Origin of the sequence: Salirhabdus euzebyi, from assembly GCF_014207435.1 — a bacterium.
Classification (GTDB): Bacteria; Bacillota; Bacilli; order Bacillales; family Alkalibacillaceae; genus Salirhabdus; species Salirhabdus euzebyi.
This window is the reverse complement of record NZ_JACHGH010000006.1, coordinates 98,753-114,160: the sequence shown is the minus strand read 5'-3', so window position 1 is coordinate 114,160 and position 15,408 is coordinate 98,753. Positions and strand designations below refer to the sequence as shown.

Sequence of the window (15,408 nt, the reverse complement as noted above, 5' to 3'; positions counted from 1 at the left end):
AAAAAACACATACAGGTGATAAATCCTATGAAGAACCCAAATAAACATCATATGTTATTTAATGAAGATGAATTATTTCATATATTTACGTCTTTATTTGATATCGTATATTTAATGAAATTTTTGCCCCCAAAAGACTTTCAGTACATACGGGTCAGTGAAAATGCTAAGAAGTTAGCTTCTTTAAAAGATAATGATATCGGTAAAACTATTAGTCAAATTTACCATTCCCATATTGCTGGGCACTTAAATGAACATTACTATGAGGCAGTAGAAAAAAATGGGCCGATTACATTTCGAGATCGATTAAATATGGATAACGAAGAAAAATACGGAGAGTCCGTCCTTATTCCTTTTCAATATAACGAGGAAACTTATGTTGTTGGATTAACGAGAGATATAACCCACGTAGTTAATTTAGAAAAAAAACAAGCCTATGATCCTATTACAGGTTTACCTTTCTCAGATAATTTTATTTCGGCGTTAAACTCGACGTTAAAATTAAAGAAATACGAAGGTTCTATGTGGAATTTGTACTATATATCGATTAATCAACTTTCCTTTATACAATACACGAATCGTAATGTAGAGACTGAGCTCTTAAAACAAATAGCAAACCGCTTAAAAAGATTTTTAAAAAGTGAAGATTTGTTAAGCAGAGTATCTAGTAATGAATTTGTCATCGGTGTACAAATACATTACCCTGAGGAAGGGAAAGATATCGCTCACCAAATTTATGAAGCAATTAACCACCCTTTTCAAACAGAGGAATTTGAAACAATTGTCACCCCATCCATTGGAGTGGCTACTATCAATCCAGCCACTTTAGACATTCCATCAAGTATGGCTGAAGCCTTTCAAGCAATGTTGCGTGCGAAGTCGAAAGTCGATACCCAAATCGTTTTACCTAATGATACAGATTGGTCTGATAATAGTCGCAAAAACACGTTGGAAAGAGACCTATCTTATGCATTGCAAAAAGGTCAATTTCTACTTTATTATCAGCCAAAACTAGACATAAGAGAAAATAATTTAAACGTAGAGGCATTGTTACGTTGGAACCATCAAAATTTCGGCCTAGTCCCACCTAATGAATTTATCCCATTAGCTGAACAAAACCAGCTGATCAAGATTATCGGTAAATGGGTTATTCAGCAAGTATGTAAAGATATGAAAGCATTTAAAAAGCTCAATCCAAATATTAAAGTAGCGATAAATATTTCACCAGTTCAGTTAAATGACGCCAATTTTGTTGAGGACATAAAGAAGATAATTGCAAAAGAAAAAGTTGATCCTGGTAAAATAGAGTTAGAAATAACGGAAAGTGATTTATTACACATCCCTTCTGCACAAAAACAGTTTGAACTATTATCTAATGTAGGATTTCGTTTAGTTCTAGATGATTTTGGGACTAGTTATTCCTCCCTCAATTATTTAAAGGAGCTTTCCGTACAGAAAATCAAAATAGATAAATCCTTTATTATGAATATGGACTACCATCAAAAGGATCAACAAATTGTACAAATGATTATTAAACTGGCTAAAAACCTAGATCTAGAAGTGACTGCTGAAGGTGTTGAAAAGTGGAAGCACATTGAATTATTAACAAAAATGGACTGCAATGAAATACAAGGCTATTATTTAAGTAAACCTCTTCCAGTACTGGAAATTATGAAAAAATTAGAAGAAAATAAAATAAGTTTAACCGAGTATGAAAAGAGGATGTCGTGAAAGTTTATCACGACATCCTCTTTTCATTTGATTAATCCTCTTCTGTACCTCTCATACCCTTACCTTGTCTACCTCTTTTGGAATTACGGTTAGCACCTTTTTTCATATTCTCATCTGTATATTCCGCTGCAAATTCCATATCCGGAGTGCTTTCTGTTGGTGTTTTATTGTTTTGCTTTGCAGCATCGTATGCTGTCTTTCTTTTTGTCATCATATGACCCTCCTTTTCCTCACTATTTTTTTCTAAAAAGAAGAAATCATACATGGAGTTATTTCATCAAAAGCCCTGCCTTGTCTAGAGCCATTACCGCTTCATTTAATGCTTCTTCACTTTCAGCTGCAATGGTATGAAGATGAATTCCACCCGTTAGCTCCGATAACAAAGCTGCATTTGAATCTTCCACTTTCTTTACAAATTTTTTTACATCTCTACGATTTGACACCATAATAGACGCCGTAAACTCACCATAAATCGGATGTTCAATCGTCACTGTTTTAACGGTCGCACCATGGTCAACAATAATGTTTAATTCCTCCTCCGTTCTCTCAGGGGGATGATAGCAAGCAATTGTCCGTTCCACTTGATTGGAATCCTTCGTTGAACGCAAATAAATATAACCTTGACTCGTAGCCATAATTGGTTCATTTTTTGCCTTTAATAAAGAAATATCACCAACAATGACTTGTCTGCTTACGTTGGTTTTATTAGCAAGTTCTCCACCGGTTACTGGTTCTGTCTGGTCTTTTAGGAAGTTTAAAATAAAATCCCTGCGCTCTTCACCTAAAATTTTCTCATCGCTCATGTTTACTCCCCATTCCACGGAAATAATCTATCCTTATTTTACCTCAATGTATCACGCAATTAAAATATTGTAGTTATCTGTACAATAGACCTCCCTAAAGCTTGCAGCTCTTCTAATGTCGTTTTTTCACCAAATGACACACGAACAAATTCCTTTCCTTTTCTATCTGTTTCCCCAAGTGCTAACATCGTTTTAGAAATAGCCTGGCTTCCTACTTGGCAAGCACTTCCTGTAGAAATAGCAAAGCCTAGTCGATTACACTCTAACATCAGCCACTGCCCTTCTATCCCTTCAACGGAAAAGCCTATGATAGCAAAGAGTTGCTCGTCATCTAATCCTTCATATACTGTAAGTCGATTCAAAATTGGCTGCAATTCTTCAATGAAAGCTTTTCGAAAGTCTTTTGCTCGATCCATATTTTCTTGCCTATTTTGAACTGTTAACTGTGCTGCAATAGTAAAAGCTGCAATACCCGGCACGTTTATCGTACCAGGACGCATACCTTTCTCATGGGTCACAGATGGAAATGGTGATTGCCAATTCGTATTTTGTTTTACGACCATTGCCCCTACCCCTTTGGGACCGTACACTTTATGGCTTGAAATCGATAAGCTATTTACCACTTCTGCTATTGGTTTTATATCAACCTTTCCAAATGTTTGGACACAATCTGTGTGCAGCAATATTTGATGTTCCTGACAGATAGAAGCAATATCTAAAATAGGCTGTATCGTTCCAATTTCTCCATTACCATGCTGAATACAAACAAGTGCTGTATCTTTTCTAATAGCACGTTCCAGTTCATTCACATTTATAACTCCATTTGGATTTAGGGGTAAATAAGTTATGTCATATCCTTCTCGTTCCATCTTACCTAATACTTGCTGAATGGAAGAATGCTCAGCTAAGGATGTAATGATGTGTTTTTTTTCGTCATCCTGTGCTGATAAAAGGGCATTCACACCCAAATGGTTACTCTCTGTCCCACCACTAGTGAAGTATACTTCCTCTGCACCTACTCCTAGTAAATTGGCTAACTCCTTTCTACAAGTAGTTAGTAAGGAAAAAGCTTTTCCGCCGATATCATGTAAACTATTCGGATTACCGTAATACTCACGTGACGTCTTGACAAATAACTCTAACGCTTCGTCTCTAATTGGACAAGTAGCTGCATAATCGAAATATTTCATATCCCATCAACTTCCTAATTTTTAATTAAATTTACTTGTTATTAGTTTAATTCTGTGTCAATATAGGTGTCAAGACACCTGTAAAATCAGGAGGAATAAGAAGTGAAAAAAACGGATGTCATCATTATTGGTAGTGGGATTGCTGCCTTGCAGCTTGCCACACATATTGACAAGGATAAGAATGTGATAATCCTCACAAAGTCTCATTTAACAGAGAGTAACTCCTACAAAGCTCAGGGCGGAATAGCCTGTGCCATAGGAAAAGGTGATCATTTTATTAAACATTTAAACGATACGCTAGAGGCAGGCCGCCACCTGCAAGATGTAGAAGCCGTTGCTATGCTAACAAAAGCAGCTCCATCTATCCTGCAATCCATGATTAAAGAGGGCTGTCCGTTCGATAAAGATTCTGACGGAAAGGTCTTGTTAGGTAGAGAAGGTGCTCATCATGAAAATCGTATTGTTCACGGTGGTGGTGATCAGACTGGAAAAATTATGATAGATCACCTTACAAAGAAACTTTCACACAATATTTCCGTAATGGAAAACTTTTTCGTTTTTCAATTATTAATAGATAAACAATCAAATACTTGCTTTGGGATAAAAGGTAAATATGAAAATAACAAAACAGAAACGATACACGCCGATCACATCGTACTAGCAACAGGTGGTGCAGGTCAGGTGTATTCTTTTACGTCTAATGCACTAACAGCAACAGGAGATGGAATTGCATTAGCTTATCAAGCAGGTGCTGCCTTAACAGACATGGAGTTTGTTCAGTTCCACCCAACACTTTTATATGTAAACGGGGTAACAAAAGGACTTATTTCAGAGGCTGTGCGTGGAGAGGGTGCCAAACTTTTATTAGAAGATGGAACCAAAATAATGGAGGGCATACATCCACTAGAGGACTTAGCACCTAGACATATTGTGTCCCAAACGATTTTTGAAAATCTACAAAATGGCAAACAAGTGTATTTAGATATATCGATGATTGTGGATTTTGAAAAAAGATTCCCTTCCATTTCAGAGCTCTGTCTATCAAATGGTGTGTCTATAGAAAAAGGAAAAATTCCGGTAGCACCAGGTAGTCACTTTTTAATGGGAGGCATTAAAACCGATAAAAATGGATGCACCAATATTAATCGGCTATATGCCATTGGGGAAGTAGCATGCGCCGGAGTTCACGGTGCAAATCGACTAGCTAGTAATTCTTTGCTAGAAGGCTTAGTATTTGGGCGAAACTTAGCAAGCTTCATAAACCGTTCAGAAAATTTAGTTCAACAGTATGAAGAACGCTCTACTCCTTCTCTTTCTAGCAAAACCCTACTTCCTAGTTTGCGAGAATTACAAACTAGGATGATGAAAAACACAGGAATTGTACGTTCAGAAGAATCGCTTAAACAACAATTAGAGTGGTTAGAAAAATATAAAGCAAACACACTCTTAACCAAAAACTTAGAGCACTACTCCATCAAAATGGTTACGAAAATTTTTATGCTAACAACTGCATGGCTTATAACTTCTGCAGCTCTTCAAAGAAAAGAGAGCAGAGGGGGACATTACCGTTCCGATTTCCCTCTAGAGCTGGAAGAATGGGACCAAACACATATAGTACTGGATCAAAATAGTAGAAAGGAAGAGTATGATGAACAAATTAAAGCTTACGCAACTACTTGAGGCTTTCTTTTTGGAGGATATCGGAGAAAGAGACGTAACGAGCGATGTACTATTTGGTTCGGAAGCTACAGGAGAAATCGTCTTTATCGCAAAGGATGATGGTATATTCTGTGGGGAAAAAGTGATAAAAATTGGATTTCCCATTTTAGATTCTACAGCTGACGTAACTCTCTTTGTTTCAGACGGTAGCTTGATTGAAAAAGGTCAAAAATTAGCTGTCGTACAAGGGAAGACAGCAGATTTACTAAAAGGGGAACGTGTTGTTCTTAATTTAGTTCAACATATGAGTGGAATTGCTTCGAAAACGAATGAAGCTATTAAGCTTTTAAATAGTGATTGTACAAAAATATGTGATACGAGAAAAACAACCCCTGGTCTTAGAATGCTGGAGAAATATGCCGTTACAGCGGGTGGAGGCTTTAACCACCGATTTGGATTGTATGATGCAGTCATGATAAAAGATAATCATATTTCCTTTGCTGGCTCGATTACGAAAGCTGTAGAGAGAATTCGGAGGCATATCGGTCATATGGTCAAAATTGAAGTGGAAACCGAAACAAAGGAACAAGTGCTTGAAGCTGTCCATGCAAACGCAGATGTCATTATGTTCGATAACCAAACACCCGAATCTATTAAAGAGCTAATCCAGTATGTGCCAAAACATATCGTTACAGAGGCTTCTGGAGGGATTAAGATCGAGGATTTACCACGTTATTCTAATACTGGGGTTGACTATATATCCATGGGCTGTTTAACCCATTCTGTTGTTGCATTAGATATTAGTGTAAAAGTGAAAATATAAATCACCTTTTAGTAAGACGATTTATTTTAAAGAATGGTGTTCTTAATCCGTCATCATAGATGGAAAATTGACGTACTTTACCTGTTTAATCCCAGCCGCTACGGAAATACACTACGCTTTCCGCGGGCTCGCGCTGAGCCTCCTCTCGCAAAGGTCGCTCGTTATGGGGTCTCAACGTCTTCGCTGTCCCGCAGGAGTCTACGTGTATTTCCTTCGCTGGTCATGAGCACTGTAATTTAAAGTACTTAATTCATTAGAGTGAAAGATTATTATACTTTGTGGGCTAATTACTACTCTTAAATCAAAAAGATATTACCAGTGTAGGCAGAATACGAAGACTCCTGCGGGATAGCACATGTCTGAAGACCCCGGAGCGGTGCTTTTTCCGCGAGGAGGCTGAGGCCGGGCCCGCGGAAAGCGAAGTATGCTGCCGAAGCGGTTGTATAGCACTCACCAACAAAGCTATAGCTATGTCGTAGTTTAAAGAAAAACAGCATTTAAAGCCTTTATAAAAAATAAAAAAACAATAAAAATAGGGAGTGTGTGTTGTGAACTTATTAGAAGTTTTAGAGCAAAATAGCACAACTATTCCAGATCGTTTTCGAGAGATGTCAACAGAAGAGCTAGAACAATTTGTTTGGGATGTGAAGAAGTCATTAGGGAAAAGGCTTTTCATTCCAGGCCATCATTATCAAAAGGATGAGGTTATTCAATTCGCTGATGCCAGAGGGGATTCTCTTCAATTAGCGCAGCTATGTGAACAAAATGAGGAAGCAGAGTATATTGTTTTTTGTGGTGTTCATTTCATGGCAGAAACCGCAGATATTTTAACGACCAAAAATCAAAAAGTTTTCTTACCTGATATGAGAGCTGGTTGCTCAATGGCCGATATGGCCGATATTCATCAAACAGAGCGGGCTTGGGAGCAACTCACAAAATTATTTGGATCTACAATCTTGCCTTTAACCTATGTAAACTCCACTGCAGCTATAAAATCTTTTGTTGGGAAAAACGAGGGTGCAACTGTCACCTCCTCTAATGCGGAGAAGATGGTGAAATGGGCATTTGAACAAAAGGAAAGAATCTTATTTCTACCAGATCAGCATTTAGGTCGAAATACAGCTTATAACTTAGGTGTTCCATTAGAAAAAATGGCTGTATGGGATCCAATTAAAGAAGAGCTTCTTTATGAAGGACCTATAGAGGAAATAAAAGTTATCTTATGGAAGGGACACTGCTCCGTTCACGAAAACTTCACTGTTCAAAATGTCGCACAAGTACGTGAACAATACCCGGACATGCGAATTATTGTCCATCCTGAATGTCGTAGAGAAGTTGTGGAATTAGCAGATGAAGCAGGGTCTACAAAGTATATTATTGATGCCATTGAAAAAGCAGAAAAAGGGACATCTTGGGCGATAGGAACAGAAATGAACTTAGTCAAACGGTTAATAAAAGAGAATCCAGATAAGCATATTATTTCACTAAATCCCCATATGTGCCCTTGTTTAACGATGAACCGAATCGACTTACCTCACCTTGCATGGTGTCTTGATAGCATCGTACAAACAGGTACACACAATCAAATTACCGTCACTGAATTCGATGCCCAAAACGCAAGGCAAGCACTTGCTAAAATGCTTGAGCATGTGTAGACTTTGTGCCTGTCACCACCCGAATTTTGTCGAAAAGCCTAGCAAATAATTTGCTAGGCTTTTTTCATTAAAGAACATACGAAGCGAGTACCCGTTGTACTTCGTAAATATTTAGTTGCTTATTAAATGTCTTTTCGATAGGAGTGGCGGAACCAGAAACCCATATTTTCATTTCGGCCTCTAAATCAAAATTGCCTGCTGTTTCAATGCTAAAATGGGTAATACTTTTATAAGGCAGGGAATGATATTCCACCTTTTTTCCAGTCATTCCTTGTTTATCTACTAAAACTAACCTTTTATTAGTGAATATAAACAAATCTCTGATAAGCTTATAAGCTTTCTCCAATTGTTCTCCTGGTGCCAATAACTCACGAAACTCTTTTTGCGCTTCCTCCACACTTACTTCAGATGCATTGCCCATTAATCCATCAAATAATCCCATCCATTTTCCCCTTTCTATTATTTAGAGTTTTTTATTCACTTCCATCGCATCCTTGAGCCTTTTTTGCATATCACCTATTCCTCTCGTTCCATGAAGAGGAAAAGATAAACTCACATCATTCGGAAAGAGCATTTCTAGTATAGGCTTAAATTTTTTACCACCTAACATCGTCACTTTCGGTACATTAAAAAGGTTGTTGTCTTTTAGTTGTTTTCTCATATATGGGATTGAAATAATATCTTTATTTTTATGTATTTGCGAAAAACTTAAATCATAAGAACCTTCTACGAATTGATTGGGTAAAAGGATTCCGTATTTTGGCGATATAATTACCCAGTTTCCGTAAAATTGTTTCGCATAAGCCTGGCATAATCGATGGAAGGTACCAATATACGCTTCTTTTGCAAGTATATGATTTAAATGAGGGTATTTATCCCAAATTTTAGGTTTTCCAGAAGGTATAATACATAACTCTTGTATATTATCGGTCAAATTGAAAAGACACCTCTACTTCCCCAGGTTTTGAATTTGCTTATTGAACACATAGCTTACCCTTGAATATCCCACCTTTTCTTCATAGAAACGGTGAGAATCTTTTCTTTGTAGCCCCGAAGATAAGGACACGAGCGCAAATCCATTTTCCTTTGCCCATTCTTCCACATAAGAAAGCAGCGTTTCACCGTACCCTTTCGATCGCTCCTGATCATCTGTTACTAAATCACACACCCAAACAAAACGACCATTATATAACGTAATCATAGGCATAAAGCCAATCGCGGCAACTATTTTATCTTCATTAAGAGTCAAAGCATATAGCTTATATCCTTCTTTGATTTGGGCCTCCATTACTAAGGATACATATGTGGAAATATCCAAATGTCCTCTTAATTGCTTAACTACCGGAAAAGCTAGCTTTATTTCATCCTCTGTCACAAGCTCCTGTATAAAATAATTATTCACACTTATCCCCCGCTTCTCCACATTTTTTCTATTTACTTATCGCCTTTGCTTTGTCACTATATTCTTTGGATGATTGTTTAAATCCTTTATTAAATCGCATCTAATTCACCTATTGACATTAAGAGTCAAAATTGGACAGAATACGCTCCATATCCTCCTTCATTTCTTTCATGTCTACTGGATTTACAAGGTTATTTTCTACTTTATATTTACTTTTCAAAGATAAGATCCGATAAACACTTTCATTAAGTCTCTCTTCTGAAATTTCTCCTGTTTTTACAGCATGCTGGATTCGCTCGTAGGAACTTACAATATTATCTTTTCCGTGAGCTATTAACAAAATATCACTACCTGCTTTAAATGATTGCAACGCCGCTTCACTAACCGAATAGTCATTTGTAATTCCTTTCATCGTTAAATCATCTGTAATGACCACTCCCCTAAAGTGCAATTTCTCCCTTAGTAAATCAGTCATAATTTTCTTAGATAGTGATGAAGGATTTTTTGAATCTAGCTTTGGAATCGAAAGGTGCGCAACCATAATAGCATCTGCATTTTCTTGGATAGCTCGCCGAAAAGGTTTTAACTCTATCTTTTGTAGCTGTTTCAGAGACTTATTCACTACTGGTAATTGTTTATGGGAATCTACCGACGTATCACCATGCCCCGGAAAATGTTTTATAACTGGAATTACATTTTCATATTGATGACCTTGCATGACCGGTATTCCGTTTTTTACTACTTGACTAGGTGTTGAACCATAAGCTCTTGACCCGATAATAGGATTTTCAGGGTTACTATTTACATCCATTACAGGTGCATAGTTCATGTTAAACCCTAAAGCGCTTACTTCCTTTGCTAACATTCGCCCTATTTGGAAGGATAACTCTGGATCATTTTTTTCTCCTACTTCTTGTGCACTAGGCGCAATTACTAACTCTTGCTCCGGAATTCTGCTCACTTTGCCCCCTTCTTCATCTACACTAAAAAATAAAGGGACCTGGTCTTCATTTGCCTTTTTTAGGTCATTAATAAAAGAAACAGTTTGTTCTACACTTTCCATATTGTCTTTAAATAATATAAATCCACCTACATAATAGTCATTTATGTATTGCTTCATGACGGAATCAATTGTTTGACCCTCTATACCAACCATAAATAGTTGACCAATTTTCTGCTCAAGCGATAGAGACTGTAATTGCTCGGCTATAGTATCTGACTTCGAAACCGGAATAACGTCATTGTCTAATTCCTGCTCCTCCAAGGTATATTCCTTAACTTCTTCACCCTTCTTTTCTTCCGTTAACATTCCTTGGAATCCGATAAAACTTACAAAAACAATGGCGGTCCATACAATGGATGTTATACGTCTACTCAAAATGTCACCTCATTTATGTACTTTTATCTCTCCTCTCTATTTTTCTCCATTTTTCCCTTTCTACACATATGGGATAAAAACTTGTTGCATTTCCCCCAAAAGAAAAGTGACTTATAAAGAATGAATATCTTTACAGTCACTTTTTTAAAAAATTATTTTCTTTTCGACCATGGTAAATCAGTACCAAATTTTTCTGCCATCTCTTTTGAATCATGTCGTCTTTGGCGACGATACTCTGCTCGCTTCTTTGCACCAGAATGGAGCCACTCTTCTTCTTCTGTTTCTGGAAAAACTTGTGGAACTGGAACAGGCTTTTTCTCTTCATCCACTGCTACCATCGTTAAAAAGGCTGTAGCACAAACCTTTCGTTTACTGGAAAGTAAGTTTTCTGTGATGGCTTTTACGAACACTTCCATTGATGTTTTATGCGTAAACGTAACAAAGGCTTCTAAGCATATGGTATCTCCTTCATAAACAGGGTTTAAAAAATCTACGGAATCCGTCGAGGCTGTTACGACAGGCATTCTTGCATGTCTAGCCGCTGCTATAGCTGCAACATCATCAATATATGCCATTAACTTCCCACCAAATAAAGTTCCATGAGAATTCGTATCTGGTGGCAGCACATGTGAAGTTTTAATCGTTAAAGATTCGATACAAGGTTTTGCTTTCATGCTATCCCTTCCTTCATCTAACGTATAGCTTTATTTTAACCCATAGCCGTTCTAGATATATAAGGGATTGCTTACTTTCTTTCTAAAAGCTCAATAACTTCTCTGTCCACCCCACGATAAAAAACTGTTTTCCAACCGTTTTGGAGCATTAGCGGTCCTTCTATCGGATTTAAACCCTTTTGTGCTAAAAGATCGATCCATTGATTCAAATCATCGACCTCCAAACATAGGTGCATTTTATCATTTGCATAAAAAGCACTGTCCGTTTCCACAAGTTCAATACAAGTATTTCCTCTTTGCAAAAAGGCTATTTTCTCTCCAGGAAGCTCAAGATAATCGATCACTTTAAATCCAAAATAACGATGATAAAAAGATTCAGTCACCTTTAAATCAGAAATTTGAATACCTATATGGTGAAGCTTCATCTTACTGACCCCCAGGAAGAATAAGATTCATATCGCCAAACTCATGCCACAAATAGTTATAATGAATGGCCTCCTCGTAAGCCGCAAACAGAAAATCTTCCTTTATAAAAGCTGCGAGCATATCCAAATGACTTGCTTCTGGTTCATGGAGTCCTGTTAATAGGCCATCAACAACCTTCAGTGAAAAGCCTTTGTAAATGTATAAATTTGTAACGGTATCCATTGATTCAACCGTTTGAAATTTATTGACCGCAGATTCCAAAGCTCTTACTACTGTTGTGCCTACAGCTATAACCCTGCCTCCTTGCTTCTTCGTCTCATTAATTAAATCTGCTGTTTCCTTCGGGATGTTAAATGGTTCTGGATGCTCTTCAGGACTTGGCCAACGATCCTTTTCATAATAACTTAATCCTGCATGCAAACTTAAAAATGCTATTTGAATACCCTTCCTCTTTAGTTCTGTTAATAGCTCCCACGAAAAGGCTCTACCCGCTGAGGCAAGCTCAACAGAACCAGGAACAGTTCCATAAACTGTTTGGTATGCCTCTAATGGCAAAGGTTTTTTAATATATTCATAGCGAATCGGCTTGCCAATTTGATATATTGCATTAAAAAGATTTGACCCTGATTGATTGAAGGACATAATGACAAGCGGTCTGTTTTTACTATAGTCAACAATCGTTCCCTTTAAATTACCTGGGAAATGTATGCTTAACCCTATATGATAATCTGGATTCACTATGAGAACTTCCCATTCATGATTAGACAGCTTTCTTGAAAGGCGAATCTCCACTTCCCCTATAGGACTTTTCCCTTCCAGAACAGGCGGAATCGTACGGCTATTATTGAAGACGAGTAAATCACCTTTTTTAAAATAGGAAGCTATATTAGAGAATTGGTCATGATACCTTTCACCATTGTCTCTCTTCATTACCATAAGCCGGACTTGATCCCTTTTCCCTTTCGTCCACTCAATTGGTTCTGTTGCATTTAAATGGGTTGGAATGTCAAATCTAGTAGAGGTCATCATAAGGATAGCCTCTTTTCATTTGCAAAAACTTCCGCTTGAAACCTTTCACCATTTTCAACAGAATCATCCGATGCTAAATATAAAAAGACATCTACCACATCAGTAGGATTAGCTAATTCATAGTCACAGTCAGGAACAGCGATATCATGCATGTCTGTATCCATCTCACCCGGGTCCACCATATTTATACGGACGCCCGATTCTTCTAATTCATCGGCCCATGTTTGCGTCATACCTTCAACAGCAAACTTAGAAATACCATATGCCCCCCATTCGCCAAAACCCGTTTTACCCGCCTCAGAAGTTACATTAATAATAGAGCCAGCTTCTCGTGTCAGCATTCCGGGTAATACACGCTTTGTCATAAGAAATGGGTTATTAACATTTACACGCATCACTTCCTCAAAATCTTGTTGCATATAATCTACTAACAATTTTGGGCCTGGTCCAAAGATGGATGCATTGTTAATTAACACATCAATTTGCCCGAAATGGTTTTCCACTAAAGAAACAAATCGCTCCACATCTAAACTATTTGACACATCCGCCTTTATCGCCAACACTTCCGCTCCAATTTGTTTTACTTGCTCTTCCAATTCTACCAACCGTTCTTCTCCTCTGGCACAAATTGCTAGACGCGCACCTTGTTTTGCAAATGCTATAGTTAGAGCTTTACCTAATCCCTTTGAAGCACCCGTAATAACTACCACTTTATCGTTAACATTTATCATATTTATCTTCCTTTCCTTTTCGCTTATTAACTCCATTTTAGTGAAACACAAGAAAGGAAACATCAGAAAAAGAGGTGAAATACATATACGAAATTGGAAGGGTAGTTCCCTACGACTTTTGGAGTAGGGATGGCATATTCGCATATGCTTTAAGTAAGCTAAAAAAATAAGACTAGTACTTTAACAGGTACCGTTACCTATTACAAACATTAAAAATGCAACGGAAATTGACTACTAAATTACACTTCAATTTGTAGTTATTTTTTTATTGATATACATCCATCTTCACTTATAATTGCTTTTTACTATGTAAGATTAATTGCAACCGAAAGTTAGGGTATACGTCCAGTGTATGGTTACATTTAGCCTACTTTTGTGTGTTAATTGAGTGTGTAGCAATATCTTGTAATTTTGCAAGGATATCTTTTTCGCTTGTTTCCGAAAATGAATATAGCTTTTATGGTAAAGTAAATATAAAGTTTGTGAAGAATTGTTCATAAACTAACGAAGCAGTTTAGTTTAACAAACAATAAGATATATGGAGAGATTTTAATGAGTAAAGTAGGAGTTTACAAGGTGGATATTACACCACCATTAGGTATTGAATTTATTGGATACCATAGACCAACAGGTATTACAAATGTTGATGAACGAATTTATGCAACAGCGTTTGTGTTTGAAAGCAATACAGCTAAGACTGTATTTATTAGTATTGATAATATAGGAATGCTAATAGAAGACACATCAATAATTCGTGAACAAATTGCAAATGAATTAAGCATCCCATTTGAAGGAATTACTGTTGTTTACACACATACCCATTCAGGACCTGCAACGGTTAGTAATAGTGAAGTCGTCAAGGCTTATAAAACTCTACTAATAAAAAATGTTGTAAAAGCTGCGGTTAAAGCGAATCAACATGTACAAATTTCTGAGGTTGGATGGAATGTTACAATGGGGGATATTGGAGTTAATCGTAGAGAAGAAACTACTGATGGTAAAGTTAAGATGGGAACAAATGAAAATGGTATTGTTGACCAGCGAATAGGTGTTTTAGCAATTAGAAATCAAGCTACACAAAAGTTATCGGGAGCAATAGTATTTTGTACTGCCCATCCTAATGTCTTAAAGTCAGACAGTGACATCTTATCAGGTGATTATCCAGGGTTAACAAGGGCTATTCTTGAACAGGTACTACATTGTCCAGTTATAATTGTACAAGGCGCAACTGGAAATGTTAATGCAAAATACCGTGGTTCAATGAGAGCAATACAGCAAATGTCGTATGCATTAAGTGGCTATGCTCTCACCATGATGCCTTCAATTGTATTCAGGTCAATTTCCAAGCACAAAACAATTTCTACAAAGTATAAGATGGATTTAAAAGACATACCTGAAACAGATAATATAAAAAGAATGGCATTATCAGCTGAAGAACAGTGGGGAGTCAATACAAATAAATGGCTTACGGTTATGTTAAATAAGTACAACCAACATACAAAAAAAATATCGATTGTCTTGGAAATTCAACTATTTCAAATCAATGAAGGTTCTTTTTCAGGAATACCTATGGAACCCTTTTCAGAATCAGCTCTCGATGTCCAAGAAAAACTTAACAATAAACTTGCATTTTTTGGTGGCTATACCAATGGCTATCTCGGCTATTTACCTACAAAGGAAGCATACCCATATGGCGGTTATGAAGTCGAACTTAATCCAGTAGTTTATGGACCCATTACAGGTTTGTGGATGCCTCCAGTCGAAAATACAGCTGAATCGATAGTTAACAAAGTCTTGGAACTACATAGAAACTGAACCTTATTAAGCAAACAGTGGTAATAGCTGAATATGGGGCTGTCTAATGTGGTAGCTCTTATTTTGTTAAAGGGCAGGGTAGTTGATGAAAT

16 protein-coding genes are annotated in these 15,408 nt (G+C 37.0%); 5 read left to right on the top strand and 11 right to left on the bottom strand.

The window, feature by feature from the left end:
• Window positions 1-27: 27 nt before the first annotated feature.
• Entirely contained in the window at window positions 28-1,731 is a 1,704-nt protein-coding gene (locus HNQ94_RS11370) for a putative bifunctional diguanylate cyclase/phosphodiesterase (protein ID WP_174496594.1), read from the top strand.
• Window positions 1,732-1,762: 31 nt separating this feature from the next.
• Here the strand turns inward: HNQ94_RS11370 and ykzP are convergent, their stop codons facing one another.
• Genes ykzP through HNQ94_RS11355 form a run of 3 tightly spaced genes read right to left on the bottom strand, consistent with a single transcriptional unit; the run spans window position 1,763 to window position 3,724 of the window.
• Window positions 1,763-1,942 (bottom strand): protein YkzP, encoded by a 180-nt coding sequence (ykzP, locus tag HNQ94_RS11365; protein ID WP_174496595.1) that lies wholly within the window; start codon window positions 1,940-1,942, stop codon window positions 1,763-1,765.
• Between the two features lie 58 nt (window positions 1,943-2,000).
• Complete coding sequence (locus tag HNQ94_RS11360) at window positions 2,001-2,534, bottom strand: transcription repressor NadR (RefSeq protein WP_174496596.1); 534 nt, start codon at window positions 2,532-2,534, stop codon at window positions 2,001-2,003.
• Between the two features lie 59 nt (window positions 2,535-2,593).
• On the bottom strand, window positions 2,594-3,724 hold the full coding sequence (locus tag HNQ94_RS11355; protein WP_174496597.1) for an IscS subfamily cysteine desulfurase: 1,131 nt from the start codon (window positions 3,722-3,724) through the stop codon (window positions 2,594-2,596).
• A 102-nt stretch (window positions 3,725-3,826) separates the two neighbouring features.
• Here HNQ94_RS11355 and nadB point away from each other — a divergent pair, with 102 nt between their 5' ends.
• The 3 genes from nadB (at window position 3,827) to nadA (ending at window position 7,861) form a co-directional block, all read left to right on the top strand.
• Window positions 3,827-5,404: an L-aspartate oxidase gene (nadB, locus tag HNQ94_RS11350; RefSeq protein ID WP_174496598.1), complete on the top strand. Its 1,578-nt coding sequence runs from the start codon at window positions 3,827-3,829 to the stop codon at window positions 5,402-5,404.
• Window positions 5,373-6,206 (top strand): carboxylating nicotinate-nucleotide diphosphorylase, encoded by an 834-nt coding sequence (gene nadC / locus HNQ94_RS11345; protein WP_174496599.1) that lies wholly within the window; start codon window positions 5,373-5,375, stop codon window positions 6,204-6,206. The genes nadB and nadC overlap by 32 nt, the downstream gene beginning before the upstream one ends.
• Window positions 6,207-6,754: 548 nt before the next feature.
• Window positions 6,755-7,861, top strand: a complete 1,107-nt coding sequence (gene nadA / locus HNQ94_RS11340) for a quinolinate synthase NadA (protein WP_174496600.1) — start codon at window positions 6,755-6,757, stop codon at window positions 7,859-7,861.
• Between the two features lie 67 nt (window positions 7,862-7,928).
• Here nadA and HNQ94_RS11335 read toward each other — a convergent pair whose 3' ends face one another.
• The 8 genes from HNQ94_RS11335 to HNQ94_RS11300 form a co-directional block, all read right to left on the bottom strand.
• Window positions 7,929-8,303, bottom strand: a complete 375-nt coding sequence (locus HNQ94_RS11335) for a PH domain-containing protein (protein ID WP_174496601.1) — start codon at window positions 8,301-8,303, stop codon at window positions 7,929-7,931.
• Window positions 8,304-8,324: 21 nt separating this feature from the next.
• Window positions 8,325-8,795, bottom strand: coding sequence for a DUF6884 domain-containing protein (locus HNQ94_RS11330; protein WP_221452545.1), 471 nt, complete (start codon window positions 8,793-8,795; stop codon window positions 8,325-8,327).
• 15 nt (window positions 8,796-8,810) lie between these two features.
• Window positions 8,811-9,263, bottom strand: a complete 453-nt coding sequence (locus HNQ94_RS11325; protein WP_174496602.1) for a GNAT family N-acetyltransferase — start codon at window positions 9,261-9,263, stop codon at window positions 8,811-8,813.
• Window positions 9,264-9,381: 118 nt separating this feature from the next.
• Window positions 9,382-10,641, bottom strand: coding sequence for a beta-N-acetylhexosaminidase (gene nagZ / locus HNQ94_RS11320; RefSeq protein WP_174496603.1), 1,260 nt, complete (start codon window positions 10,639-10,641; stop codon window positions 9,382-9,384).
• A gap of 152 nt (window positions 10,642-10,793) precedes the next feature.
• Complete coding sequence (locus tag HNQ94_RS11315; protein WP_174496604.1) at window positions 10,794-11,315, bottom strand: acyl-CoA thioesterase; 522 nt, start codon at window positions 11,313-11,315, stop codon at window positions 10,794-10,796.
• 71 nt (window positions 11,316-11,386) lie between these two features.
• Window positions 11,387-11,740 (bottom strand): VOC family protein, encoded by a 354-nt coding sequence (locus tag HNQ94_RS11310; protein ID WP_174496605.1) that lies wholly within the window; start codon window positions 11,738-11,740, stop codon window positions 11,387-11,389.
• 1 nt (window position 11,741) lies between these two features.
• Window positions 11,742-12,770: an S-adenosylmethionine:tRNA ribosyltransferase-isomerase gene (locus HNQ94_RS11305; protein WP_246200012.1), complete on the bottom strand. Its 1,029-nt coding sequence runs from the start codon at window positions 12,768-12,770 to the stop codon at window positions 11,742-11,744.
• Window positions 12,767-13,501, bottom strand: a complete 735-nt coding sequence (locus tag HNQ94_RS11300; protein WP_174496606.1) for an SDR family NAD(P)-dependent oxidoreductase — start codon at window positions 13,499-13,501, stop codon at window positions 12,767-12,769. The genes HNQ94_RS11305 and HNQ94_RS11300 overlap by 4 nt, the downstream gene beginning before the upstream one ends.
• A gap of 552 nt (window positions 13,502-14,053) precedes the next feature.
• Between HNQ94_RS11300 and HNQ94_RS11295 the strand changes: the two genes are divergently transcribed.
• Window positions 14,054-15,316, top strand: coding sequence for a neutral/alkaline non-lysosomal ceramidase N-terminal domain-containing protein (locus tag HNQ94_RS11295; protein ID WP_174496607.1), 1,263 nt, complete (start codon window positions 14,054-14,056; stop codon window positions 15,314-15,316).
• Window positions 15,317-15,408 lie beyond the last annotated feature (92 nt).

Bases quoted from the DNA above. Each gene is read 5' to 3' on its own strand.
- HNQ94_RS11370 (WP_174496594.1), top strand. From the start codon at position 28: ATGAAGAACCCAAATAAACATCATATGTTATTTAATGAAGATGAATTA.
- ykzP (WP_174496595.1), bottom strand. From the start codon at position 1,942: ATGACAAAAAGAAAGACAGCATACGATGCTGCAAAGCAAAACAATAAA.
- HNQ94_RS11360 (WP_174496596.1), bottom strand. From the start codon at position 2,534: ATGAGCGATGAGAAAATTTTAGGTGAAGAGCGCAGGGATTTTATTTTA.
- HNQ94_RS11355 (WP_174496597.1), bottom strand. From the start codon at position 3,724: ATGAAATATTTCGATTATGCAGCTACTTGTCCAATTAGAGACGAAGCG.
- nadC (WP_174496599.1), top strand. From the start codon at position 5,373: ATGAACAAATTAAAGCTTACGCAACTACTTGAGGCTTTCTTTTTGGAG.
- HNQ94_RS11335 (WP_174496601.1), bottom strand. From the start codon at position 8,303: ATGGGATTATTTGATGGATTAATGGGCAATGCATCTGAAGTAAGTGTG.
- HNQ94_RS11315 (WP_174496604.1), bottom strand. From the start codon at position 11,315: ATGAAAGCAAAACCTTGTATCGAATCTTTAACGATTAAAACTTCACAT.
- HNQ94_RS11310 (WP_174496605.1), bottom strand. From the start codon at position 11,740: ATGAAGCTTCACCATATAGGTATTCAAATTTCTGATTTAAAGGTGACT.
- HNQ94_RS11305 (WP_246200012.1), bottom strand. From the start codon at position 12,770: ATGATGACCTCTACTAGATTTGACATTCCAACCCATTTAAATGCAACA.
- HNQ94_RS11300 (WP_174496606.1), bottom strand. From the start codon at position 13,501: ATGATAAATGTTAACGATAAAGTGGTAGTTATTACGGGTGCTTCAAAG.
- HNQ94_RS11295 (WP_174496607.1), top strand. From the start codon at position 14,054: ATGAGTAAAGTAGGAGTTTACAAGGTGGATATTACACCACCATTAGGT.